Source organism: Neobacillus sp. NPDC093182 (genome assembly GCF_044754045.1).
In genome coordinates, this window is record NZ_JBIVOI010000009.1 from 114407 (window position 1) to 139332 (window position 24926).

Here is a 24926-nt window from a genome sequence, read left to right on the forward strand (position 1 = left end):
GGCAAAATTACTTATGGGACGCACATTCATTGCACAAAGAGGACAAAAAACATCAAACAATGACCGACAGCCTCGTCATTACCGACATACACCTGATATCCGATATACTATTCATGACGCTGTAGAAATATTTATTCATGCGAAGGAAGCAGAGGGGCTACGGAAAAGTACCATCAAAGGACATTATGATACGGTTCGATATTTCCGGGATTGGTTAAGTCCCGATATTGAATACATTGATGAAATTACAAGCACAATGATACGTAATTATATCAATTATTTAAAAAACGACAGATTACCTTATCAGGGTGATAAACAACGAGAGAAAACTAAAAAAGGATTATCTGTATTTACGATTAATTTTCGGTTGCGAAATCTGAAAGCGATTTTCCGATTTTTGGCAGAGGAAGGTATCATAAACAAAAATCCAACCGGTAATATCCCTTTAGTTAAAGATGATGAACATGAAGAAGTTCAAGGGCTACCGGACGAAAAAATTGATATGATTCTAGATTCATATGATGATAAATTATTTGCGCAGTGGCGAGATAAAACCTTAGTGCTGCTATTACTAGACACGGGGTTACGGATCAATGAAGCTATGTCGCTTACTTCAGAACAAATTGACATCCACCAAAATACCCTTATCGTACCCTCTTCAATCGCTAAAAATAGAAAGCATAGAGAGATACCGATTAGCCGAGAAATATCAAAAAGATTAAAACAGTTACTGAATGAAACTGAACAATATTTTGGTGAAGGCACCCAAATCTTTATGAACGCTTATGGGGATGATTTTACTGCAGACGCCTTTAGGAAAAGATTAAATCGGCTTAAGAAGAAATTGGACATACCCAAACTCCATCCCCATATGTTTCGGCATACCTTCGCTAGAAATTACATTTTAAATGGTGGAGATGTTTTCACTTTACAAAAAATTCTTGACCATGCCGATATTCAAACCACAAGAAAGTACATCCAAATGGATTCCGAACATCTAAAGCAACAACACAATAAATTTTCACCTGTAAGAAGGTTATTTAATCGAAAAGGTAAAAGATTGTAATACTAAGCCACCAGTCTTCTGATTGGTGGCTATATTTTATGACTTTTCCCTTCCCCTTCAGACCTCACTATTAAGGGTTAACAAACTTTATTTACTTCTGCCATTTCATTGCGCCTCTTTCCAACACCTTCTTTTAATGTATATTTTATACTTATGTAATTGACTGTACAATCATTTTTTCCACAAGAGGAATAATTATCCATTATATTTATTTATATGGGGTAACTGCTAAAATAGAACATTAGACATTTAAATCATATGTATTGGCAATAATTCCATTTATCCAGCTAGGTAGCATAAATAGCTATTCTTAGCCCTGTAATTGGATACCTCCCCATATTGATATTATTCATCTTGAGCCAGATTGACTTCATTTCCCTTGCCCTATACGAGAGTCTTTATACTGCAACTTTTGGCTACGCTGTTGGGATATGGAACTAGGTATAAACAATTCCGTAAATTTTACCTTGCATGTATTCTAAAAGTTATAAGTTTTGTACAAAGAAAAAAACATCTTAAATTGCTGCTATTATTGCTATTGATTGTCTAAAAGTTAGTCTAAAATAAAAAGTACAAAAGATATGGGACTTTTAGACAACAAGCGAGGGAAAGCAACTATGGCAATTATTGGTTATGCTCGGGTATCGACAAAAGAACAGGAATTAGAACTTCAAATCGAAAAACTAACAGGATATGGCTGCGAAAAAATTTTTATGGAAAAACAAAGTGGAGCAAAAAGTGATCGGGAGGAACTTGCCAAAGCTCTGGACTATTTACGAGAAGGCGACAAGCTGGTGGTTTATAAGCTGGACCGATTGGCTAGGAGTACATTCGATTTACATAAAATCGTAAAAGAGCTGCATGATCGGGGTATAGCTTTGGTGTTTATAAAAGAACAGATTGATTTCTCTTCCCCACCTGGAAAACTCATGTTTACCATGCTGGGTGCTATTGCTGAATTTGAGCGTGACCTAATCGCAGATAGAACAGCAGAAGGGCGTGAAAGAGCGAAAGCTCAAGGGGAGCACATGGGGCGTATCGGAAAGCCGGAGAAGGACATTAAGAAGGCTTTAAAGCTATATAGCGAAAGAGAATCAAACGGTTTAAGCGTACAAGATATTGTTCGAATGACCAACGTTCCCAGAAGTACTCTTTATGCGAAAGTAAGAGAGCAAGGTTTAAAGTAAAATCTGTGCCAGGAGGCAAGTGAGCTTGGATTTAACCAGGCTCTTTTACTTTTTATTCTTTTTTATTAAAGCACCCATTAGCCATCCATAACAAGCATTTATATTGAAGTCTACAATGTAATTTCCCAAAACTCACGGTCATCTAGAACAAGGTCATAAGGTGTTTTTATGTCTTTCCAACGAATGCTTCGCTTCTTAGTAATAGGTAACTCTTCCTCACCGTTCCAACTAGTAAAATACTCTACAACACCACCAGTTTGAAGGGCTTCTTCTAGATAAGAATATAATAAAGCTAAACATTTGTTTTCTATCGCATTTCCTTTCACTTCATGTTTTAATGGGATTGAATTAGAATAAGCTGCTACTTGATGATTTAATGAGAAGTGTGGACTATATGAAAACCTTCTTTTCGATTTGCTATCATAATTATTTTCAAAATATAAATGTGTTGCATCCAATTCAGTTTTAAAGACATTTGGTTGTCCAGGAGACACGGGATTTAACCCAAATGAACCTTTAGATAATCTCCTGGGTGAAGCAATATAAATATATTGAGTCATTAGTATTTCTCCTTTCTATACGTCCTTGTTCAACTAAACGCCACCGTTGCTTATAAGGAAAGGAACTGCTGGAGCAACCCCTTGTTAAACTCTTGCACCCGTTACTTTAAGTATATTATTTCACAATCTTTCTGAATAACTATATACTTACTACTACTGAATGAATAAATAATAACCCTAAAACAACTACAATAACGTATTTCGAAAAGTTTTTAAGAGTTTTATTATCCCCGAATATCTTAATTAACAAGTAAAAAAAGCCTACTACCCAAATACCATTCTCAAAAAATGTCGAAATTATATTTCTTAACATATTTGAAATAAAAAACAAGTCCATTAAAATTCCCCCTTATATAAAACATTTTACCATACCAAAAATACCCAAAAAGCTTTTTTTATTAACCTGCCCGTTAGTGGAACAAGAAAAAAAGGATGCCGCAGCACCCCATCTTCAACTCTTGCACCCTTTAATTTATGTAAATTCTAATAAAAGCAATGATGCATTTGAAGCTAGTGAATACCAAGATGCCGAATGCTGAAGGCATGGTTCAGGCTTTTCTGGTCAAGCTCAGAACATCTAAATAGTGCTGATTATACATAATACCTAGGATGTTCCCAAAGGGATCGATAACGGAAGCAGTGATGAACCCCTCACCTCGCTCTGTAGGTGCTTCGTACTCTTTTGCTCCCATTGATAGCAGCTTCTTGAAAGTAGATGTCACATCGTCGACGTGCCAGTACACGACAACACCAGCCGGACTAGTCACTGAACCATCTGGCGCGTAACGGCTATCAATCAATCCCAGCTCGTGCTGGTAATCACCGAGGCGAAACTCGGCATATCCTGGACGTTCGAAGTATGGATCAATACCCAATAGCTCGGCGTACCACTTTTTTGCCCCTGCTAGATCAGCTGCCCAAAAACTGACTGTGGAAAGTCCTCGTAATGTCACTATGTCGCTCATAATAATCGATTTCCTCCTTAATGTTGAGTAAGTAACTATACTCTTAAAATAGGGGTCGATTCCTAGTTGATGTTCATATACTTATTGTAAACGATTAACGTAATTAAAACGGTAATCGTTAGAAAAAATTTTTGTAATTATTCTGTGCTTAGAATACGTATATTGTTCCAGTCCTACCAAATTAGGCAACAGTTTTTATTCAACTATCCTGCTTCTTTAGCACAAGAAGAAAAAGGACTACTGCGGCAGTCCCCATCTTTAACTCTTGCGCCCGATTACGGAATAAGAATAACATATTTCTTTGTCTGCATATTTTACATAATCAGATACTATTAGAACACTAAATTATTTTGTTTCTATACATTACCTTATTTACAATATGCCTTACGGTATTATGACCTGCTTTAGTACCTTTACCAATAGCTAAAAGCATAACATCTAAATACCTTTCAGAAATATTTAAGATTGCTTTTAATTTCTTAGAATCATAGCCTGACATAGTAATTGTTTCAAAACCAGCTTCATTTGCTAATAAAATTAATGACATTGATGCAAGACTTACATCTCTAGTTAATTCTAGCTTTAGATCTTCATTTGATTTATTTTCATAATATTTTATTGCAGCATTCGCTAGGTAATCCCTTAGCGATTCATCAAAAAAACCTGCTTGAAAGCCTTCTTCATGTATCTTAATAATATTATCTTTATTAAAGGCTTCATAATCACCCAACATAACAATTAAAGTTGAAGCTTCTACCACTTGTTGTTGATTAAAAGCTATAGGTAGCAATAAATTTCTTAAGTCTGGATCATCAATAATTAAGTATCGAGTTGCTTGAATATTATTTCCGTTAGGTGACTTACTTGCACTTTCAATTAATGAGGTTAGAATTTCTGAACTTATTTTAAAACTGGAATCATAATGTCTAACTGAACGTCTTTTTTCCAAAATATTTTTTACACTCATTATATCAACTCCGAAATTTTTATTTATTGCACCTTTAATTATAGTAAGCAATAATAAGTAAGAAAATAACGCACAAAAATGTGGTATAGCCACTTTTAAGTACCTATTGAGGAGGGACAGCACATGGTTAACTATAATACTGGAATCAACATTTTTATGGACATTGCAGGTGGGAAATGGAAATGTTTAATACTCTTTTTCTTGAGTCAAAAATCCGTAAGAACTAAAGAGTTTTACGAATTAATACCTGGAATTACACAAAAAGTCTTAACAGATCAATTGAAACAGTTAGAAAGAGATGGACTTGTACGAAGAGAAATATTTAAAGTGGTACCCCCAAAAGTAGAATACAGCTTAACTGATCTAGGAAGATCATTTGTACCAGTATTAAACACAATGTGTGAATGGGGTAATGAGTATGCAATTATAAAAGGTTTAGAAAAAGATCAACAAATTCATTGTAATAATAATTAAACCTAAATTTCACATAATGATTTCCTCTTATAATTCTAAAGACAATTATTAGAAATAACTTATTAACTAGGTAAACAGATCAAAAACTATATGAAGTTACTAAAAATGCCAAACCCATATGGTTCAATGGTTTGGCATCTGTTCGTTTTTTATTGTTTATGCATGATTCTATATAATGTTGATAAACCAACGTTTTCAGTTTCGGATGTAACCTGGATATTGCATAAAAAATGGATTTTTATTAAACCTCAGATTCAATATAATGTCCCGATTGTTTAATAAGAGCTAAAGACGATTATTAAACTAACCTGCCCCGTTACTTCAATAAGAAAAAGCCGCCAAAAATAGCAGCTTGATCTTGAACTCTTGCACCCGTTACTTTAAGTACAATACTTCACAAACTTGAACGAATTCCCTTCCATTGTTGTAATAGATCTTAAGGAGCTTTAACTTTATCCAACCCATAAAAGGGAATCGTGTTTTTTGGTTATAACATTTTTTTCAATTTCTGAAACTTCAACAAGTTCTATTTTATAATTTTCAACTTGTCGTATTTTTTCATGCCCTTTTTCCATTTTTTATTTTCATGGGAGTTAACTCGTACATAAGAACTTTTGTGGCAAAATAGGCTCCAAAAGCAATTTGACCAAAGCCTGGAAAAGCCACACTTCAGAGAATGCTTCTAACTGATATGTTTTTTTCATAGAATCAACTTTTAATATTCAGTTATATTTTGCTTATCTTTAAACTTATCTAATATTTTTAATAAACCAACGAACCCTCTAATCGTAAAAAAACAAAAATTAACGCTGGCAAAAGTATGGAAAAGTGACCATTTTTTCCATTTAAATAATCCAGTATTTTTTTCCATAAACCATTGGCCAATACTCATAGGAACACTAAATATTAAACTTTTTAGTAATATTTTCCGAAAATTGTCATTGTATGAAATCTTAACCCATATAACGCTTAAAATCGGGAAAAATAATATGTCATAAATAATATTCGTATTAAAAATTTTAGGAAAAGGACGAACTGGATATTCAACTCTTTTTGTTCCAACAACATAAGCATCAATAAGAATTGCTATTACTCCTTTTGAGAAAAAAATTACGAGATTTTCTCTCATTTTTGATCCTTTAAATAAAAATGGTAAAGAAATAAAACATAAAGATGTGAGTAAATTTAACAGTTTTTTCTCCATAAAAAACATCCTTCCGTAATGGAAATATTTTTACAATACTATCCTTTAAAATTTTCTCTAAGATATTATTTAAAATGGGTTAATTTTATAAAAAAGCCAAATCGACCTTTTTAAGCAGCCTTTTCACCTTTATATATTTCCTTTCTTATACCCATTCCATTCCGCAACTGTAACGGTGCGTTTTACTTGGTGCTTTACAGTTGCTTGAAAAGCAGAAAAGTCTTCAATCATTTTGCTATTCTGGTCAACCGTTACACTTGTTCCATAAGCGTTTCCTCCAGCTCGTTTATCCATTAAGTATCTTTTGAATAGTAAATTCCCTTAAGGAGTTCCCTATAAGGATTTTGGTCAAACTTAGTTTTGAATGACTATATTATTTAAAGTATTCCACCTTGAAAATTATGCATCGTGGAATTTTATTTTGATATTTCTTAAAGTTTATAGCGTATTGTAGTAATTATCTGTTAGTAAGTCTTCTTCTTATGGAAAACAAGAAAAAAAGGGCCGGTATGTATAGGAAAACAAAGTAAAAACTTATTTCGTTTGTTAGATTCCCTAAGGTATCTACCATTGCACGATTCTCAATACAGATCAAGACAATGTATATGAATATCATAAGACAGGGTAAAGATAGTTTAGGTCTCATTTTATACATTTTCTTTAATAATCGTGTACATGACCAAATCGGAATGCAAACAGTAGGGAGGATCACTAAAAACCAAGTGAAAATGAAGATATACTCAAACCTTTCTATCAAGGGTAATACAATGATTTTTGTCATCGAAATTGTTGGCCAAAGTGTCTCCTGTAACTGTCCCTGGCTATAGTACACTAATGTAACGAGTGTGATTACTACATATAAAAGCGTTGTATATAAAAGAGCGATATGAGCCCACTTTTTTGATTTTTCGGGATTCTTAATATAAGGAAGATAGACCACCAAAGTTTCAAAACCAACAAATACTAGGCTTGCTGATTTTGAAGACTTTAATATATCTATAAAAGAATGATTAAGTATTGGTATTAGGTTATCTAGGTGTGCATACCTGAGTGGAAAATAAAGAGTGAAAAATAAAATACTTGGCAGTACTACACCAAAAAACGCTAACCCGGTTAATTTACGAAATCCTCCAGACACAAAGTAATAAATAATAAACCCAATAAATAAGCCCAGCTCCCAAGTACTTATCCATGGAAATATCCAAAGTTGGATAATTTCTATATAGGTTCTAACTACCACAACAGACAATAGAAGAAAATACAATACGAGACCAGTTGAAATTACTTTACCAAGAATTCTACCCAAACATAGGTCATGAATAGCTAAAATATCATAGGAGGGTAACAACATCTTATAAATCATCCATACAATAAGATGTGTGCTTAAACCCATAATAATAACAGATATCCATGCGTCTTGTTCCGTATATTGGGCGACAACCCTTTGAAAGTTCAACATACCAATACCAGTTTGAGAAGCATGGATAAGGAAAAAAACATAAAAGGTTGATACTAAATATTTTTCATCTATCTTCGTGACATTCACTTTCCTACCCCCGATTGTAGTAAATTAACATGTACGTTAACTTTGAATTTAATGTCGGGATAAATCCTATAAAATTCTTTCTCGTTCCAATTTCGATCTCTTCCTCTAAATAAGTCTCCAAAACCAAAGGGGTCTGTATTTTTGGACTGTAAGCTGATAATTAAATCTTTCGTTTTTTGGGAAACCCTTTTTTCTATTTGGTTCTGAATAGATTTCATTCTTTTGGGGTCATTCAGGTTAATATCTTCAGGTGCATCTTTAATTAAGCAACTCAGTCTTAATGTAACATTAACTTTTGGTTGTTTGGATGTTTGATCACTTATTGTGAATTTTGATTTACCATTCACCGTTCGAATATCTAACATCCTTTTTTCACCGCTAGCTGAATAGGGGAACTCAAAATTCCCATTTTTCTTTTTACTTTTTAATAATTTGAAGAATAATGAGTCCGTTTGGCTAACTTTCATTTTCATTTTATCCTGTTTAAAAATAGCTAATCCATCCAATTCAGCTAACTTATTCTTGTTTATCTTAATAAAAGGTATATAGACATCTTGTCCGGTTCCGTAATACTGATAAAAAACTGAATGGAGGTTTGTTGGAGGTGTATTGTTGTTTTCCTCATTCTGCTTTATTAGATTAGATAGATAAAATGGGGTTTGATCAACTGATACAGACAAAATCTGATCAGCCTTATCTTTTGATATGACCAAATAAGTATTACTTCCAATGATAGGGTCTCTCTTAAGGGTAGTAATTAAATCTCCGATTCCTTTTTGAGCTAATCGTTCATTTATTACAATTATCCTTGTTTGACCAGCCTCTAAAGGAGAAGAGGCTTGGTTGTTAAAAGAAGTTAATATACCGGTATTAGTACTAGCAATACCATGAACAACTTCTGGTCCCTTATGGCCTGGTACATCATAACTTGGATAAGTTGCGCTTCCAAGAATTTTTCCGTCTTCTAAATCAAATCCCATATCAGAGATAACTACAATATCATCTATAACCTTGTCGCGTGTACATCCTGTTGATGGGAATAACAAAAGTATAATCAGAAAGCACACATAAAAATTAGTTTTATTCATCGTCAAATTCATCCTTACCCTCGTTAACCTGATACCTACGTTTCTTTTGGGGGCGTAAGAAACTAGGTCTTGTAGTTGTATATCGAAATGGAGATCTAATAAGGCTATCCCTGAAGTCAGTAATTCTAAAAGGGAATATTGGAGCTAAGTATGGTGTGCCAAATGATTTTAATCGCAATAAATGACCCAGCATCAATGTAAAACCAGCAATTATTCCGAATCCGCCCCACCCGGCTGCTAATAATACCAATGGAAATCTTAGTAGCCTAATCGTATTTGCCATTTTAAAAATGGGCGTGGTAAAAGAGGCTAAAGCTGAAAGTGCAACAATAATCAGAAGGACATTGCTTGACAATGCTGCTTCTACTGAAGCTTGTCCTATAACGATCCCCCCAACAATCCCTAACGTTTGACCTACCTTAGTAGGTAATCTGGCCCCAGCCTCACGTAGTAATTCAATCGTTATTTCTAGAAATATCACCTCTAAAAAGGGAGGAAATGGTACATTTGCTCGAGACTCAATGATTGGACCGAGAAGATCCTTTGGAATAATAACGTAATGATGTGTGAGAACGGCGACATATAAAGGTGTAGCAAAGATCGAAAAAAACACTCCAAAAAAACGGATGATTCGAAAAAAAGACCCCACAATCCAAGGTAAGTAGTAATCCTCTGGAGAGATAAAGAAATCAAAAATAGTGGAGGGACCTGTAATGACATAGGGAGAGCCATCACAGATAATAATCACTTGGCCTAAAAGTAAGGTATACGCCACCCTATCTACTCTTTCTGTGGATAAGAATAAAGGAAAAGGGGTATTCGTATGATCTGTGATCGTTTGTTCTATCAGGGCACTTTCGACAAAATCAAGATCCAGGTCATGTAGTCTTTGCCTAACAGTATTTACATGTTCTGAGTTTGTTATATCTTCTATATATCCAATAACAACCCGTGTGGTAGTCATGGAACCAATTGTCAACTCTTCAAATATTAATTTTGAGCCTGAAAATTGGTGTCTTAATAATTTCATATTCGTCTCGATATCTTCAATGAAGCCAAGTTTTGGTCCCACAACACTAAATTCATTCTCTGTATCGTTGTTTTCTCTAAGCCCACGTTTGCTGTTCTTTACATTAACAAGAGCAAAATTTGTTTTATCACTTTTTAACCGAATTAATATGTGACCTTCGCGAATCTTTTCTCCCGCTTCAGGGTTTTCTGAACATAGGAGAATTTCACTAATTGGTATATGCTTAATTACATCATTTAGGTTCTCAAAAGGTGAATGCTCTTGCAGTGGTAGTAATAGAAAATGATTAAGTGTTTCTTCATCGATTAATGTGCTGAAGAAGAATAATTCAATATTAGGTTTATCTAAATGAAGTGTTTTGAAATCACTAGATTTTGATGCTTGTATCAAAAATCCATCTATATTTTTTATTAGTTTATTCTTATGATTTTGTTTTCTAAACAAATAAAACCACCCCAAGAAAGCAATAATAATTTAGTTTTTGAGGGAAATAGAATATCATTCATAGTTTAATTTTAATCTAACAGTCGTTTATTATTTTATTTTCTTAGTGCCTATATTTCATTCTAAAAATCACTATGATTAAATTAATTTACCTTTAAGTTATCTTTTGTAAGTTTCTAACTTATATACTCGCTTACTTCACATTAATCAAATGGTCGTTTATTATTTTTTCATGAGACATAAAGATGAAAAAAAAAATGAAAGTATATTTCAAGCAGCAATAGATCTTATAAATGAGATTGGTTTAGCTGAAACATCAATGTCAAAGATCGCCAAGAAAGCCAATGTTTCGTCATCAACCATTTACGTATTGCTGGGGGTTGTGAATAATTGTACTTACACTAACGGGTGCTGGTGCTTGTGCGCCCGAGCCTAGGTCGTATCATATAGCGGGTGGGATTCCCGTCGAGTAAGAACTAGCCATTCGCTCGTAGCGAGTTTTGGAGGGCTAAAGGTAACTTTAGTCTTTAAGCGTAGACAGTTAGGTGGAGCAGCCGTCAAGGCTGACAATCTTATGGAGTGAAAGTCTCCTGTCATCAATTGACCGATTCGGATGACTAGCATATCCAATGCGTGGGGAGGTAACGAACTACGTTCTGCTTGGAAGTAATAGTCACGGCGGCCTATTCTACACAGAGAGGATAAGGTCGGAACAGTCTGTGTGGCGAGCAAACACAGAGGCCAGAAGGATTTAACGAATACTGCAATCCCGAAATCTACGCCCCTCAAAGAAACTGTTCGAGGGATGTTTTGCTTAGCGTCGACCTTTGCCTAACGGGGGAAGACCGATGTCTTACGGGAAGAAACGGTCAAAAGCACCGTAAGAGCAGCCGGGGTATGGGTTCTGGCATCTGTGGAAAGATTTTCAGAGATAACGACGGGAAGGTCCTACTTCAAATTAGGAAGGTACTAACCAATAAAGACCTATCATATAAGAGGCTAATATGTACTCATATCGTTATGAACATTTTAAGTATCATGAGGTTATAAAACTTTTTATTGAAAAATGTTGACAAACTATTAGCTGGTTTAGTTTAAGTAAAATCCTTCACAATCTCTTCTATAACCCCAATTTAAATGTAGTGCTCCAGAATCTGATTGATTAGAAAAGGACGCCTTCTTATTAAAGAAAAGCGTCCGATTGTTTAGTAACGCTTACTAAGATACACTGATATTGTGAGTAATACATGGTCAATAATCATCCTTTAAAATGATTTATTTCCGTTACTATAAAAGGTAAGGCTATTTTAATATATTGTTCTGCTGATAACGAACTATTATGTTTCCAATCCACTGAGGCCCCGTATATTCCCCAACTTAACACAGCGGCACCAATTTTTAAGGCTTCCAAATCTAGCTTAGACTGTTGCTTTAAAAGGAGAGAATAAAATACTTTTTCCAATTCTTTTTTTAATTTTTGTTCAATTATTGAACTAAAAGATGCATAACTTCTTCTACATTTTGTGTCTAATTGTGTAGCTAAGTCTGTGTGAAACTTAGTCAAAGTAACAAAGATATTTATAATAGACTCTTCATTTAACTGATCGTAATGGCTCAAGTTTTCCACAATGTTCTCTATTATATCTTCAGTAATAATGCCAGCATCCATTAAGTCGTATTTATCTTGAAAATGAGAATAAAAAGTAGCACGATTAACGGTTGCTTCATCTGTAATGTCCTTTATCGTAATATCCTTGAAATCTTTTTTAATAGTTAACTTTGAAAAGGCATCCATTAATAGTCTTCTTGTTCGAATAATACGAGGATCTACTTTCGTATCTTGCATATTTATACCTCTCTTTCTAGACATAAACAACATCTTTCTTTAATTGTTGTGTAAGCAATAAAATACCAACATTGATGATTGAGAATAGATGAATTCTATTTTAGAATCAATTATACAACATATGTTGTTGAAGTTCTATCGTGCGAAGGGAATTCCGATCATTAACTTTGTTGGAAATAGAAATGGATGAATGGGTCATACTGTAATTGTTAGATTCTCCATTTTAAATATTTTAGGAAAAGGAAGTGTTTGAACATGACACAAAAAGTAGTAAACAGACAAGAAATTCTTGATGCGTTTAATTTTAGACGTGCTATAAAAACTTTTGATCCAACAAAAAAAATCTCAGAGGAAGACTTTAATGTAATCTTAGAAGCAGCCCGACTTTCGCCAAGCTCATGTGGTCTTGAACCTTGGAAATTCCTCATTGTCCAAAATCAGGAATTCAGAGAAAAGCTAAAAGAAATTTCTCCAGGTGCACAAGGTCAACTGCCAACTGCGAGCCATTTCGTTATCATTCTTTCAAGAACAAGCAAGGATACAAGGTACGACTCAGAATATGTGAAAAATCAAGTGCTTAATGTTACGGGTTTCCCAGCTGAAATGTCTGATCAAGTAATAGAGAGTATAAGAAATTTCCAAGTAAACCAACTAAATGTGTTAGAAAGTGAGCAAAAAGCGTTGGATTGGACTAAAAGACAAACTTTTCTTCCCTTTGCCAATATGATGACTGTAGCAGCGTTACTTGGAATTGACTCTTGTCCAATAGAAGGGTTTTATATAGATAAGGTAGAAAAACTCCTTGCGGAAGAAAACTTACTAGAGGATGGTTACTTAGCTGTTTCGGCTATGGTCGCATTTGGATACCGAGCAAATGATTCTAAATTATTCCCTAGAGGAAGAAGAGAAATGAAGGATATTGTGCAGTGGATTAATTAATGATTTCAGACAGGTTGGAAAGAGAATTTTTTTAAAATAAAAGATGCTATTTTTAATGATCATTAATACTGATGTATAACTTGAAGATTCTTGTCTGTGTTTGTATAAATTTTATTGTCTTTAGACATTTATTGAGAACTGTAGAAATTAATCTACAGTTCTTTTCGTTCTTTAACTAAATGAACCGATTGTTAAACAAAGATAAAACATTGTACTTAAACTAAACTGCTCCGTTAGCACAACAAAAAAAAAAGACCGCCGCAGCGATCACATCTTGAATTATTGCACCCTTTAGCTTCTTTATTATTTTATTCTCCTGTATCCAGGTCCGCCAATATCTCATCCAGCGTTCTTTTTGCCAGAGTAACAAATTGTGGGTTTGTTACTCGATAGTATGGAATGATAAGTACTGCCTGGTGAAGTGCATACCCTCGGGCACGAAGCCATGTATCCTTGTCGGTATGGATGGAATTTTGAAAGACTTTCCGCCCTTTGGAGTTGAATATACTCCAAGCAGGTATTAGGTCAAACGCAGGATCTCCAATTCCCACTCCGCCAAAGTCGATGACAGCAGTTAAACTTCCGGAATGAACCAAAAGATTTGTTCTAAGTAAATCAGCATGTATCCATGCTGCATGACCGTTCCAAACAGAAGCTTTACATGAATCTTCCCATGCCGCTAATACTCTGTCTCTGTCCAGCAAATCATCAGCCTCATCAATACATTCTAATGTTCTTTTATTTAACTCAAACAAAGGTAATCGTCCTGCCCTGGGCGCATCAGCTGGCACATCAATTGAGTGCAACTCATTTACAAAATCTGCCAAATCCTTTGCAACTTCTCTTTCATCATGAATTAACTCATCTGAATAGTTATTGCCCTCTATCCATTTGTATACTGCCCAGTTCACAGGGTACGAGGCATTGGGTTTACCTAAAGCAACAGGTTCGGGTATCTTAAGTGTCAAGTGGGGAGCTAGATATGGAATCCATCTCCATTCTTTTTCTATATCTGCCCACTCCTTAACCCTGGGTAGCCGAATATAAAGCTCTTTCCCCAGCCTGTAAACATGATTTACCGTTCCAACTGAATGCACTGGTGTTATCGGTAACATAGAGAATTCAGGGAACTGCTCATTGATTAGGTCTCTAACAAAACTTAGATTAACGTCCAATTCATTGTCATGCATTCTGCTCATATTTCCACCTTCTATTTTATCTTACATTTTTCGAAGTATTCTTTTTTAAAAATAACACAATTTATCCGTATCCTATATGAAAAAGCAATCCTCCATTATTGAAGAAACGCACCCGATTAGTTGAAGAAGAAAGTTGGGTTCTAGTGACTTATACTTTAACTTATATGAAAATCTATCCCGTATTTATAAAGATTTAATTTCTTAGCTATTGCCTCTGAGGGGAAGTTATCCCAAGCCGTACTGTAAAGAGAATGACGACCCTTTTTTTGTACTTCCCTTGCCCAAGCAATAACACATTCCCTGCCATATCCTTTTCCCTGATATGCTTCCAGCGTTTCAACACTTGCCTCGGCTGCTTTTTTACTAATTCTTGCACTACAACACACAGAAACAGCTGTACCATCTTCTATAACGGCAAAAAGTGGTTGTCTCCATTCAAATTGCTTTAATAGGTTTGGAAAACCCGATTGTAATAATCTCTTATTTGCATTTGTTATCTTAATTGCATCAGAAATCATATTAAAATTTTCGGGAAAAACGTATGCAGGACCGATCCAGATTTTACTTATTGCCTTTACTTTGTTTAAAATTATTACTATTTTTCCAATATCAACGTTTGTAGGATTTTGATTAACAATTTGTGTTACTTCATTTATTATTGTTTCAGGAAAAGATTCATTGAAACGAAGGACGTTATCAACTTTAGTACGACCTAGAAAAAATAATGGTGCAGATTTACATATTGGCTCATTTATTTCTGTAATTCGCCCTAAGTTGTCTTTTTTAAATAATACGTCTGCCTGGATTTCCATTAGCTCAAGATCTGTTACCAATATCTAACCCCCCTAACACTTAGTAATTTCATTATAATCGATATGAATGGAAGGATACCTTTCTTATTCAACTATCCTGCCCCGTTACCAAAATAAAAAAGCCGCCTGAATTGGCAGCTGAATCTTTAAGTATTGCACCCGTTAGTTTAAGTACATTGTTTCACAATGTTAATGTGTAGTTGTATTCCTATTAATGCCTAATAATTCGTTCTTTTGCTGAAGGGACCATTTATCACAAAGGCACATATTTTATTTAGAAAACAAATTATAAAACGTCTAACTGTTATGGCTACCTATATTAGGTAGCTTTTTTTATTCATGTTGTTTCGGAATATAAAAATGCTGATACAATCCACTTATGGTCAATACTAAGCAAAACAGCTTAGGAGTTGCTTTATGCATGATGCTTGGTTTTTAACATCATTCCTTATTCAACTAGGTTGTCCTACAGCCGTAATTTTGCAAGTTGAAATTGCAAATCTAGCGATTGTCTCAGGACTTATTGGTAAAGTACCTAACACTATGCCAAGACCTGTTTGTTCCACGTTAAAATCTGCCGTAGTAGAACCATTACTTGCTAAAAGAATCACTGTAGAACCGATAAGTGTATCCAGTAATTGTCTAATCGGTCGTTCACGACAATCACATTCGCACTCAGAATCAACAGGTGGCAACAAGTTGATAGTAGGTCCTGGTGGTAAAAATCCTACCCCTGTTACATCAGAAATATTTACCATAAAGGTTGTGGCACCATCTGTAACAGTAACTAAAAAATCATTCACTTCAATAATAGTGAATAAAGTAAAGAGAGGAGGTACATTTGGTGCGTCTGCAATAGTGCTAAGAATTACAGTTTGCCCAACTAGTTGTTCTAAGACGGACTGAAGTGGAGAAACACAACAGTCACAAAGACTCAAACAAGGGGGTGCTGGAGGTCCTGGAGGTCCTGGTACACCTTGTGGTCCTGGTATTCCTTGTGGTCCTGGTACTCCTTGTGGTCCTGGAGGTCCTGGTACTCCTTGAGGTCCCTGAGGTCCTGGTACTCCTTGAGGTCCCTGAGGTCCTGGTACTCCTTGAGGTCCTTGAGGTCCTCTTAGTCCTCTTGGTCCAGGTGGACAGAATTGCTTTGGTGGTTTAGGAATAGGTGTAAGTGGACAGCATCCCTGAAAAGGTTGGTTATTGTTAGCGATAAAAATCACCTCATATAATTGATATCTCATAGAATAATATGCTGGTGATTATAAGAGGTGTGGACATTTATCTCATCCCTGTTCTGCCACTAACCTGCCCCTATAGTTTAAGTACATTCCTTCACAATCTCTTATATGTATATTAAACAAAAGGACGGAACGATTGTGATTCCCTCCTAAACAATGCATTAACACTTTACTTCCATTCGACAAATGACGGAATCCGTAGGAATCCAGCTTTAGTTATATTTCTATATTTTACTTTGCACTTAATCGGCTCAATAAAAGTAAAATTATTATCTTCGTCAACTAATTTCTTCATTCGAGATAAATTCTTACGTTCTGCTAGTGGCATAAATTCCATTACTCCAGCTGGTTTTCCATCTAGAAAGCTCAGCAGCAGCCCAAATTCGCCTTTTCTAATGCCCGTAACAAGAATGTCCTTATATTGATAATTAATCACCTTGATCCACGCCTGACTGCGCTTACCAATTTCATAGCGTGAGTCCTTGCCTTTAGCACTATTCCTTCTAACTCTTGCGCTTTAACCAATTCAAAGTAAGCAGAACCATGACCTTCTATATATTTAACTTTCGCAACTAGACTCGTAACCTGGGTTATTTTCATCTAGCAGCTGCTTCCTGTCTGATAACGGAAGCCCGGTAACTGACTCACCTTTATATTTAATTACGTCGAATACAACGTAACTTAAAGTGCCATTATCTAAAATGTTTCCTTTAGACATGAACCGGCTCATCATAGCCTCAAAGTCCGGTTTTCCGGTTGGATCTGTAACAATAATCTCGCCATCTAATACAGTTCCGTCCGGAATGTCTATTGTTAATAATTCCGGGAACTTAGCCGTAACCTCGTTATTTATCAAGACCTAAATTTAAAAAAAGCAAAAAACATAGGCTGTTTAACATATTATACATGACTAATATGTAAACAACCTATTTATTAGGAATACTCCTCAACAATTGCGCCCGTTTGCGGAATATTGATCTGCAGAAATGGTTCCTCAGCTCTTGAACTAAAGCACCCAGTTTAGCAATAAGATGTGGTCATTATTAAAACAATCAAAAACGTTCCAAAGTTAAATCAGTATTTACGGAAACTGCAGCTTTATTACCATCGGCAGCAGAAATCATTAATGAGGAGGGTTCGGATTTTTCAGTTTCTCCTGCAATATATATATTTTTTTGTGTTGTTCTACCAACACCATCTGTTACAACTGTTCCATTTTCTTGAACTTCACACCCAAGCTTCTCAGCAAATTGATTTGGACGATAAAAAGATGGAACAACAAACCCACCTGATCTTATAATCGTTTCTCCTGATGCAAATTCAATTTTTTGTATATAACCGTCATCACCTATTAAGTTTTTTATCGGCTCCGATTTTATTTTGATATTGCGTTTTTCTAACTCTTGAACACCTTCTTTAGATATTTCTACTCCGTTTGTAATTACAATTAAATCCTTAGACCAGTTATAGACTAATCTAGCCATGTGCATTGCATGCTCTTCTTTTTCTGCCATTACAATTAATGGTTTATCTCTTAACTCCCAGCCATCACAATACGGGCAACTAAAAAGGCTTTTCCCATAATAATTTCTTACACTTCGAATAGAAAATACCTCTTGAATACCCTTTGCTAATATAATCTTTTCTGTAACAAATTCCCGACCATCCGTTGTTTTGACCATAAATCTTTCATTACCAATATCTTTGAATATTTCAGTAACTGTTGTATTAAAATATGATACGGATGGATAATTCTCCAATTCTTTAAACCCTATTTCTTTAAACTCTTGTGGTTTTATCCCATCTCGAGTAATAAATCCATGTGACTCATGTGTGACTCTATCCCTATTCGTTCCATCGTCAAATAATGCAATTTTTCTCCTAGCCCTCCCTAAAGTAATCTAGCACTTAACCCAGATGGACCTCCACCTATAACGATACAATCAAAAACATTCATTTTTTACCTCCCTATTTATTTTTTCAACTGTTTTAACAACCATTAAAGACCTTTTATATCTATAATTAAACTAAATTAGCAGCATTAGACCTTTTATAACGTTCCTCTGAAGCATTAATAGCTTGTGCGATTAATCGCTCATTTAGTGATGGTTCCTTTTGTTCCCCAGCTGCAAGACGTCTCATCATCTCTTTTTCTTGCTCTTTTAACTGTTCAATAGCATCTAATTTGTTTCCTTCATTTTTTGAGTAATTCATGTGCATCATTCAACTCCTTGTATACTTTTCACATGACTCACACTACCCAAAACCATACCCCGAGTTATTAATTCTCATCTCACGGCATATTTCCTTCTGTAGCACCCAAGAAAACGAAAAAAGATCTATAAGGTTGATAATAGAAAAATTATTTCATAGAATCATTGACATTTATAACTTAATTACCAATAATAGTGATTGTAGGACTTACTACATACTAGGCTGTAGGAACTAATTCACACTTTCAGTCATACAAACCCTTATAAATCAATGGATATACGTAAATAGCAAAAAGCAACAGTTTCCTAAACTGTAGGTCGGAGGTTCGAATCCTCTTCGGGACGTCAAAAAGCCTAGATTTTTCAAGGCTTTTTATTTTTGTTAAAAAATACAATAAAGAAAACGCCTGACGATGATCAGTCAGGCGTTTCTATTATCCCTTAATTTGAAAATTCCCCTTCAGCTTCCTTCTTGGCTGAACCTTGAAAACTTTTCGGACCACACCAAAATAAATCAATAAAGCGATAAAGCTAGTTGCAAACATAATAACCCCCATTGGAATGGCTGTATACTCTCCTGCTATTCCAACAAGTGGAGCTGTTAAAGACCCCAGAACAAATGGCAAAAGCCCTAAAAGCGCAGAGGCACTTCCTGCTATATGGCCTTGTTTCTCCATAGCTAACGTGAACGAAGTTGAAGAAATGACGGCTAATGATGCAATAAACAAAAAGATAGGAATCGCAACGGCAATTAGTGGCGCCTTCAACAGAAGAGCTGCAAGTAACACAGCACCCGCTATGCTAGCCGTAAATAACCCAATCTTTAAGAAGGTCGTTTCAGATATAAAATCTGCTAAACGTCCAACCAATTGACTTCCAATAATCAACGCAACACCATTCACTCCAAATAATAGACTGAATACTTGCGGAGATACACCGTAAATATTTTGATAAACAAAAGGTATACCTGAAACATAAGCAAAGATCCCTGCAACGATTAATCCTTGAGTAAATGCATACCCTGTAAACTCTCGATCCCTGAACAAGGAACCAAAATTCTTTACGACCTGTGAAAAATCACTTGGGACACGCTTTTCCTCAGGTAAGGTTTCCTCTAGTTTCCATGAAACCATTAAAACTAAGACAATTCCTATACACGATAAAACTAGAAAAACTCCTGACCAGTCTGTAAACGCCAGAATGATGGCTCCCGCAATCGGTGCCACGATCGGTCCGAGATTACCCACTAACATCAATAAAGAGAAAAACTTAGTCAGTTCTCTTCCGCTGTAGAGATCGCGAACGATTGCCCTAGAAATAACGAGACCGCCTGCTGCCGCAAAGCCTTGAATGAAACGGGCACCAATAAAAGTGTAAATATTGGGTGCAAATGCACAAATTATAGAAGCGATTAAATATAAAAAGAGGAAAGTCCTGAGCGGTTTCCGGCGGCCTTGCACATCACTCATTGGTCCAATAATTAATTGACCCAATCCTAATCCAAGTAGGCAAGTCGTTAAACTAACTTGAACGAGAGATGCAGTTGTATCATAGTCTTTCACAATCGTAGGAAATGATGGCAAATAAGTATCGATCGTAAAAGGACCTAAAAGACCAAGTGACCCTAATAGTAATGCAAGTTGTAATCGTTTCCTGCCTGTTAAAGTATTCAACTATTACTCTCCTTTCTATAAAACCATTGATATATATTTTTAAAAAATTTCAGCATTATTAAAAAAGCGATTAATAAATAACTGGTTTGAAGAACGCAACATGCATTCAAAAATAGCACAAGACAAATTACTTCGTCAAGCGGAATATTTTTATAAAAATTTTTGGAAAACAGATCGAATATTCATGATTAGCAGAAGAGCTGGAAGAATCCTGCTCTTTTAAATGATCCTCCATTATTTTTACGGTTTCACAATAACGTTGGTAAAAAAACACAATGATCTTTATAAATGAGAACTTATGAATTCCGCATTCCCATAAAGCGTAAATTCCCCAAATTCAAAAGGAAGAAGAATATGGTCCCCTTTTTTAATAGGATAAGTGGTTCCATTCATTTCAATGAAACCTTCCCCCTGTTATCACACTTACTAGTTTAAATGGAAAAGGAAAAATAATTCTAATATACTTTAATTCTTCAATATAAAAAGAATAAGTTGAAAGACTGTTTTCATAGTGTGGGTGCCTTTGGACCATTAGAAATTTTGCAGTGATTGCTGGGGTAATTTTGGGTGTGGGTCTTGAATGAGTAGAATCCTGAATTGCCGAAAAATTGCCGAAAAACTCAGTAAAACCATATTAATTTAATTGTATTAAATTAATTTTAATTAATAAAAAGGCTTGATAAATAAGCATTCTGGAGCTAGGACTAATCGTTACTCATTCCCCATCGTGCTGATGTCGATTACAAATCGATAGCGTACATCTGAAGCTAGTACCCGCTCCCAAGCTTCATCAATTTGATTTGCGGAAATAACCTCGATTTCTGGAACAATGTTGTGTTCTGCGCAAAAGTCCAGCATTTCCTGCGTTTCGCGAATTCCTCCGATAGACGATCCTGCAAACGAACGACGTTGAGGGATAAGTGAGAATACGTGAACTGGTAACGGCTCCGCTGGTGCGCCGACGTTGACCAATGTACCATCCACTGCCAGCAACGAAAGATAAGCACTAATATCAATTTTCGCGCTTACTGTATTTATGATGAGGTCAAACGAACTAGCCAGTTTCTTAAATGTCTCCGGATCGCTTGTGGCATAATAATGGTCCGCACCAAGACGCAAACCGTCTTCTTTCTTCTTCAATGTTTGTGATAACACAGTTACTTCTGCCCCCATGGCATGAGCGAGCTTCACAGCCATGGGTCCAAGTCCGCCAAGCCCTACGACAGCTATCTTTTTGCCAGGACCAGTTCCCCAATGGTGCAGCGGTGAGTACGTCGTGATACCTGCACACAAGAGTGGAGCGGCGGCATCAAGCTCGATGTTGTCTGGAATTCGGACTACGAAACCTTCCGTTACAACGATGTGAGAGGAATATCCGCCCTGTGTGTATTGACCGTACTTGTCAATAGACCCATAGGTGCCTGTCATTCCATTGAGGCAATACTGCTCCTCACCCTCATGGCAGTGAACGCATTCTCCACAAGAGTCAACCATACAGCCCACCCCGACTCGGTCGCCCACAGAAAACTTTGTGACTTCCGATCCAATCTGGGAAACAATTCCGGCGATTTCGTGCCCAGGTACGAAAGGATAGTTTACTGGACCCCATTCGCCGCGAGCTGAATGTATATCAGAGTGACAAATACCAGCGTACTTAATCTCAATGAGGACATCAAGCGGTTGGAGCTCCCTGCGCTCTATCGTGGTCAGTTTGAACGGACCTTCTTCACTGAATGTAGCACGTGCTTTAGCAGTAATCATTATATACCTCCTGCAATCTATTAATACTTTTTTGAATCTTGTTGGAAAGAGATACTCCAGATAATTTCCATTGAGGACACACTACCCATGTTCGGTGTGTTTCTATATAAAATACATATCTATCATAATAAGAAAAACCAACATCTGTTTATAATTATAAATAGAACATAGTTGCTTTCAATGGTTAAAAGAAAGCAATTCGTTGATTATCCAACAAATCAATCAAAATTGTCGATAATCTTTAGAATATATAAAGATCGTCTTCTTCTCACGATTAAAATTGCAATGTAGTATCCTATTTTTCTTAAATGCGGTTACACGAATTGTGAAGCTGTCGATGACCTTCTCACTAGTATTTTTACTAACCACCAATCGCCCTTCTTTAAGAATATTGATGTCGCAATTAACACTAATGATGCTATGTAATTTTTATAATAGAAAGAGCTGACTTTAGAAAAGAATAAAGTCAGCTCTATTATTGAAGTTTTCTGTGTTGACAACATTTTTATTGACTGCTAAATCACTTTTAAATGCCAAGTATGACTTTGGAAATCACCATTCAATTCTAAAGGAATACTTAATCCAGCGTAGACGAGTTCATCCCCGCCGTATACATTATTAGTGCCGATAACTTGATATTGTTTATCTACATCGATACCACTTAGCTTCAAAAAGGCAAATGGCGCAGCCGGCTCTGCCAACACTCGGAAGTAATAAACCATTCCTTCGGTCTTTTCCTTATTCGTAAATAACCATGCTGTTTCGTTGCCCTCAAATGGACTTTTTAGGCGATAGAAATCACCAAACTGGATCAACCTTCTGATTTCCTTATATGATGCTACCTGTTTTTTGACAATTTCTTTTTCCTCTTCAGACAACTTCGTTAAATCAAGTTCATACCCTAAATTTCCAGACATCGCCACATCACCGCGCATCTCCATTGAAGTACTGCGATGAACCTGATGGTTAGGCACCGCAGAAACATGCGATCCCATGGAAACAATAGGATAAACAAGGCTAGTACCATATTGAATCTTTAACCGTGAAACTGCATCCGTATTATCACTAGTCCACGTTTGTGGCATATAGTAGAGAATTCCCGGATCGAACCTTCCTCCTCCGCCAGAGCAGCTTTCAAATAAAACATCTCGGAAGCTAGTTGTTATTTTATTCATTACATTATATAACCCTAGCATATAACGGTGCGCCGTTTCCCTTTGCCGATCAGCAGGAAGTAGAGCGGAACCAATTTCCGTCATATGTCGATTCATGTCCCATTTTACATAGGAAATAGGAGCACTTGCTAAAATATTGCAAACTCGCTTCGTTATTTCTTCGCATACATCTTCTCTAGAGAAATCTAATATAAGCTGATTGCGGCTCTCAGAACGGCTTCGGCCAGGGACGTGAAGGCACCAATCAGGGTGCTCGCGGTACAAATCACTATCGACAGAAATCATTTCCGGTTCAAACCAGAGGCCGAATTCCAATCCCATGTCTTTGACATTGGACGCAAGGGTCCCCAATCCATTCGGTAATTTATTATGATCTACAAACCAGTCTCCCAGCGATGATCGGTCATCATCACGCTTTCCAAACCACCCATCGTCCAAAACAAATAATTCGATTCCTAGTACACTACCTTCTTTGGCAATTTCTAGGATTTTCTCTTCATTAAAATCAAAATAAGTCGCTTCCCAGTTGTTTACCAAGATCGGACGTTCTTTGTCCCGGTAAGTTCCTCTCACTAAGCGGGTTCGGTATAATTCATGATACGTCCGTGACATATGTCCAAGACCTTCAGATGAATAAACCATTACTACCTCTGGTGCTTGAAAACTCTCTCCCACATCTAATTTCCAACTAAAATCAAAGGGATTGATTCCCATTGTAACTCTCGTGTTACTAAATTGGTCAACTTCCGCCTGGGCAAGGAAATTTCCACTGTAAACAAAGTTGAATCCATACACCTCGCCGCTATCTTCTGTCGTACCTTTTCTAAGAAGGGCTATAAATGGATTATGCTGATGGCTGCTCGCCCCTCTAGTACTTTCCACAGACTGAATTCCATGTCTCAGTGGTTTTCGTTCAATATGTCTTTCTTTTACATGGGCACCATGGAGGTGTAAGAAATCGAAGTCGTCATCACGAAAATCAACATTTACACTTAACGCTTGAAGTAATTTTACGGACTGTTGCCCTTCATTTACAAATCGTACAGAGCGAGTAATCACATTTAACCCCTCAAAGACTGTATAACTTAAAATAACTTTTAAGCCGATCAACGAGTCTTCCAAAGTAATTTCAAGAGTTTCTGCCTCTTCCACCGCTTCAACATAGGTGGCCGGCAGTCCTTCTAGCGGCGATTTCCCTTGAAAAATCGTATGGGACTCATAGCGTAAATCAGACACGGTCGAACCATTTTCTAATTGAACCTGATAAGCAGGTTTCCTAAAATCGGTATTCCCATATTGCGGATATTCCTGTGGCAGCGTATCCAGTGAAAACGTCCTATCATCCTTTTGCTGGTACGGATTCCCAGAGAAACCACGATCAACAAACTGAAGGAAATTAGAGTGGCGATATTCGCCAATTCCTTTACCCCAGTAGTAATGAACAAGATAGCCATCATGCAAGACTCCGAGTACATAGCTTGTATCTTTCGCTTTTAAATGAAACGTTTTCGTTTCAGAATTATAATGAATTCCCATTTA

Annotated in this window: 23 protein-coding genes and 2 pseudogenes; 5 read left to right on the plus strand and 20 right to left on the minus strand. The window is 36.1% G+C overall.

The window, feature by feature from the left end; genetic code table 11:
* Nucleotides 1–13 precede the first annotated feature (13 nt).
* Together ACIQAA_RS17350 and ACIQAA_RS17355 are read left to right on the plus strand one after the other, a co-directional pair.
* Nucleotides 14–1066, plus strand: a complete 1053-nt coding sequence (locus ACIQAA_RS17350) for a tyrosine-type recombinase/integrase (protein WP_402621777.1) — start codon at nt 14–16, stop codon at nt 1064–1066.
* Nucleotides 1067–1683: 617 nt separating this feature from the next.
* Entirely contained in the window at nt 1684–2253 is a 570-nt protein-coding gene (locus tag ACIQAA_RS17355) for a recombinase family protein (protein WP_402621779.1), read from the plus strand.
* A gap of 110 nt (nt 2254–2363) precedes the next feature.
* Here the strand turns inward: ACIQAA_RS17355 and ACIQAA_RS17360 are convergent, their stop codons facing one another.
* From ACIQAA_RS17360 to ACIQAA_RS17370, 3 genes are all read right to left on the minus strand, one after another.
* Nucleotides 2364–2813, minus strand: coding sequence for a hypothetical protein (locus tag ACIQAA_RS17360; RefSeq protein ID WP_402621781.1), 450 nt, complete (start codon nt 2811–2813; stop codon nt 2364–2366).
* Nucleotides 2814–3361: 548 nt separating this feature from the next.
* A complete protein-coding gene (locus tag ACIQAA_RS17365) occupies nt 3362–3778 on the minus strand; it encodes a VOC family protein (RefSeq protein ID WP_307309852.1) in 417 nt (138 codons plus the stop codon).
* A gap of 340 nt (nt 3779–4118) precedes the next feature.
* Nucleotides 4119–4745 (minus strand): nitroreductase family protein, encoded by a 627-nt coding sequence (locus ACIQAA_RS17370; RefSeq protein WP_402621782.1) that lies wholly within the window; start codon nt 4743–4745, stop codon nt 4119–4121.
* 123 nt (nt 4746–4868) lie between these two features.
* On the opposite strand from ACIQAA_RS17370, the gene ACIQAA_RS17375 reads away from it, so the two are divergent.
* The gene (locus ACIQAA_RS17375) at nt 4869–5219 is read left to right on the plus strand and encodes a winged helix-turn-helix transcriptional regulator (RefSeq protein ID WP_402621784.1); all 351 of its coding nucleotides are present in this window, start codon (nt 4869–4871) and stop codon (nt 5217–5219) included.
* A gap of 715 nt (nt 5220–5934) precedes the next feature.
* Here ACIQAA_RS17375 and ACIQAA_RS17380 read toward each other — a convergent pair.
* The 5 genes and pseudogenes from ACIQAA_RS17380 to ACIQAA_RS17400 form a co-directional block, all read right to left on the minus strand.
* Nucleotides 5935–6423: a CBO0543 family protein gene (locus tag ACIQAA_RS17380; protein ID WP_402621786.1), complete on the minus strand. Its 489-nt coding sequence runs from the start codon at nt 6421–6423 to the stop codon at nt 5935–5937.
* Between the two features lie 129 nt (nt 6424–6552).
* Nucleotides 6553–6705, minus strand: a pseudogene (locus ACIQAA_RS17385) (NAD(P)H:quinone oxidoreductase, type IV); the annotation flags it as partial.
* A 175-nt stretch (nt 6706–6880) separates the two neighbouring features.
* Nucleotides 6881–7969: a GerAB/ArcD/ProY family transporter gene (locus ACIQAA_RS17390; RefSeq protein WP_402621788.1), complete on the minus strand. Its 1089-nt coding sequence runs from the start codon at nt 7967–7969 to the stop codon at nt 6881–6883.
* Nucleotides 7966–9057, minus strand: a complete 1092-nt coding sequence (locus ACIQAA_RS17395) for a Ger(x)C family spore germination protein (RefSeq protein WP_402621789.1) — start codon at nt 9055–9057, stop codon at nt 7966–7968. The genes ACIQAA_RS17390 and ACIQAA_RS17395 overlap by 4 nt, the downstream gene beginning before the upstream one ends.
* The gene (locus ACIQAA_RS17400; RefSeq protein ID WP_402621791.1) at nt 9050–10531 is read right to left on the minus strand and encodes a spore germination protein; all 1482 of its coding nucleotides are present in this window, start codon (nt 10529–10531) and stop codon (nt 9050–9052) included. Before ACIQAA_RS17400 ends, ACIQAA_RS17395 begins: the two co-directional genes overlap by 8 nt.
* Nucleotides 10532–10763: 232 nt before the next feature.
* On the opposite strand from ACIQAA_RS17400, the gene ACIQAA_RS17405 reads away from it, so the two are divergent.
* Nucleotides 10764–10967: a TetR/AcrR family transcriptional regulator gene (locus ACIQAA_RS17405; protein WP_402621793.1), complete on the plus strand. Its 204-nt coding sequence runs from the start codon at nt 10764–10766 to the stop codon at nt 10965–10967.
* Nucleotides 10968–11789: 822 nt separating this feature from the next.
* Here ACIQAA_RS17405 and ACIQAA_RS17410 read toward each other — a convergent pair.
* The gene (locus tag ACIQAA_RS17410; protein WP_402621795.1) at nt 11790–12377 is read right to left on the minus strand and encodes a TetR/AcrR family transcriptional regulator; all 588 of its coding nucleotides are present in this window, start codon (nt 12375–12377) and stop codon (nt 11790–11792) included.
* Nucleotides 12378–12632: 255 nt separating this feature from the next.
* Here ACIQAA_RS17410 and ACIQAA_RS17415 point away from each other — a divergent pair, with 255 nt between their 5' ends.
* On the plus strand, nt 12633–13316 hold the full coding sequence (locus tag ACIQAA_RS17415) for an NAD(P)H-dependent oxidoreductase (protein WP_402621796.1): 684 nt from the start codon (nt 12633–12635) through the stop codon (nt 13314–13316).
* A 308-nt stretch (nt 13317–13624) separates the two neighbouring features.
* Here ACIQAA_RS17415 and ACIQAA_RS17420 read toward each other — a convergent pair whose 3' ends face one another.
* From ACIQAA_RS17420 to ACIQAA_RS17470, 11 genes and pseudogenes are all read right to left on the minus strand, one after another.
* Nucleotides 13625–14515 (minus strand): aminoglycoside phosphotransferase family protein, encoded by an 891-nt coding sequence (locus ACIQAA_RS17420; RefSeq protein ID WP_402621797.1) that lies wholly within the window; start codon nt 14513–14515, stop codon nt 13625–13627.
* A gap of 155 nt (nt 14516–14670) precedes the next feature.
* Nucleotides 14671–15348, minus strand: a complete 678-nt coding sequence (locus ACIQAA_RS17425) for a GNAT family N-acetyltransferase (protein WP_402621799.1) — start codon at nt 15346–15348, stop codon at nt 14671–14673.
* 431 nt (nt 15349–15779) lie between these two features.
* Nucleotides 15780–16568, minus strand: a complete 789-nt coding sequence (locus ACIQAA_RS17430) for a hypothetical protein (RefSeq protein ID WP_402621801.1) — start codon at nt 16566–16568, stop codon at nt 15780–15782.
* Between the two features lie 166 nt (nt 16569–16734).
* Complete coding sequence (locus tag ACIQAA_RS17435; protein WP_402621803.1) at nt 16735–17001, minus strand: hypothetical protein; 267 nt, start codon at nt 16999–17001, stop codon at nt 16735–16737.
* A 123-nt stretch (nt 17002–17124) separates the two neighbouring features.
* Nucleotides 17125–17421 carry an ATP-dependent DNA ligase gene (locus ACIQAA_RS17440; protein WP_402621805.1) on the minus strand — a complete coding sequence of 99 codons (297 nt, stop codon included), beginning with the start codon at nt 17419–17421 and terminating at the stop codon, nt 17125–17127.
* A 196-nt stretch (nt 17422–17617) separates the two neighbouring features.
* Nucleotides 17618–18522: pseudogene (locus ACIQAA_RS17445) on the minus strand (NAD(P)/FAD-dependent oxidoreductase).
* Nucleotides 18523–18587: 65 nt separating this feature from the next.
* Nucleotides 18588–18785 (minus strand): hypothetical protein, encoded by a 198-nt coding sequence (locus ACIQAA_RS17450; protein ID WP_402621807.1) that lies wholly within the window; start codon nt 18783–18785, stop codon nt 18588–18590.
* Between the two features lie 427 nt (nt 18786–19212).
* Nucleotides 19213–20451 carry a multidrug effflux MFS transporter gene (locus ACIQAA_RS17455; RefSeq protein WP_402621809.1) on the minus strand — a complete coding sequence of 413 codons (1239 nt, stop codon included), beginning with the start codon at nt 20449–20451 and terminating at the stop codon, nt 19213–19215.
* Nucleotides 20452–20733: 282 nt separating this feature from the next.
* Nucleotides 20734–20844 carry a hypothetical protein gene (locus tag ACIQAA_RS17460; RefSeq protein WP_402621811.1) on the minus strand — a complete coding sequence of 37 codons (111 nt, stop codon included), beginning with the start codon at nt 20842–20844 and terminating at the stop codon, nt 20734–20736.
* Nucleotides 20845–21162: 318 nt separating this feature from the next.
* A complete protein-coding gene (locus ACIQAA_RS17465) occupies nt 21163–22212 on the minus strand; it encodes an NAD(P)-dependent alcohol dehydrogenase (protein WP_402621813.1) in 1050 nt (349 codons plus the stop codon).
* 515 nt (nt 22213–22727) lie between these two features.
* The gene (locus tag ACIQAA_RS17470) at nt 22728–24923 is read right to left on the minus strand and encodes an alpha-galactosidase (protein ID WP_402621814.1); all 2196 of its coding nucleotides are present in this window, start codon (nt 24921–24923) and stop codon (nt 22728–22730) included.
* Nucleotides 24924–24926: the final 3 nt, after the last annotated feature.

Bases quoted from the DNA above. Each gene is read 5' to 3' on its own strand.
- ACIQAA_RS17350 (WP_402621777.1), top strand. From the start codon at position 14: ATGGGACGCACATTCATTGCACAAAGAGGACAAAAAACATCAAACAAT.
- ACIQAA_RS17355 (WP_402621779.1), top strand. From the start codon at position 1,684: ATGGCAATTATTGGTTATGCTCGGGTATCGACAAAAGAACAGGAATTA.
- ACIQAA_RS17360 (WP_402621781.1), bottom strand. From the start codon at position 2,813: ATGACTCAATATATTTATATTGCTTCACCCAGGAGATTATCTAAAGGT.
- ACIQAA_RS17365 (WP_307309852.1), bottom strand. From the start codon at position 3,778: ATGAGCGACATAGTGACATTACGAGGACTTTCCACAGTCAGTTTTTGG.
- ACIQAA_RS17370 (WP_402621782.1), bottom strand. From the start codon at position 4,745: ATGAGTGTAAAAAATATTTTGGAAAAAAGACGTTCAGTTAGACATTAT.
- ACIQAA_RS17375 (WP_402621784.1), top strand. From the start codon at position 4,869: ATGGTTAACTATAATACTGGAATCAACATTTTTATGGACATTGCAGGT.
- ACIQAA_RS17380 (WP_402621786.1), bottom strand. From the start codon at position 6,423: ATGGAGAAAAAACTGTTAAATTTACTCACATCTTTATGTTTTATTTCT.
- ACIQAA_RS17395 (WP_402621789.1), bottom strand. From the start codon at position 9,057: ATGAATAAAACTAATTTTTATGTGTGCTTTCTGATTATACTTTTGTTA.
- ACIQAA_RS17405 (WP_402621793.1), top strand. From the start codon at position 10,764: ATGAGACATAAAGATGAAAAAAAAAATGAAAGTATATTTCAAGCAGCA.
- ACIQAA_RS17410 (WP_402621795.1), bottom strand. From the start codon at position 12,377: ATGCAAGATACGAAAGTAGATCCTCGTATTATTCGAACAAGAAGACTA.
- ACIQAA_RS17415 (WP_402621796.1), top strand. From the start codon at position 12,633: ATGACACAAAAAGTAGTAAACAGACAAGAAATTCTTGATGCGTTTAAT.
- ACIQAA_RS17420 (WP_402621797.1), bottom strand. From the start codon at position 14,515: ATGAGCAGAATGCATGACAATGAATTGGACGTTAATCTAAGTTTTGTT.
- ACIQAA_RS17430 (WP_402621801.1), bottom strand. From the start codon at position 16,568: ATGAGATATCAATTATATGAGGTGATTTTTATCGCTAACAATAACCAA.
- ACIQAA_RS17450 (WP_402621807.1), bottom strand. From the start codon at position 18,785: ATGCACATGAATTACTCAAAAAATGAAGGAAACAAATTAGATGCTATT.
- ACIQAA_RS17460 (WP_402621811.1), bottom strand. From the start codon at position 20,844: ATGAATGGAACCACTTATCCTATTAAAAAAGGGGACCATATTCTTCTT.
- ACIQAA_RS17465 (WP_402621813.1), bottom strand. From the start codon at position 22,212: ATGATTACTGCTAAAGCACGTGCTACATTCAGTGAAGAAGGTCCGTTC.
- ACIQAA_RS17470 (WP_402621814.1), bottom strand. From the start codon at position 24,923: ATGGGAATTCATTATAATTCTGAAACGAAAACGTTTCATTTAAAAGCG.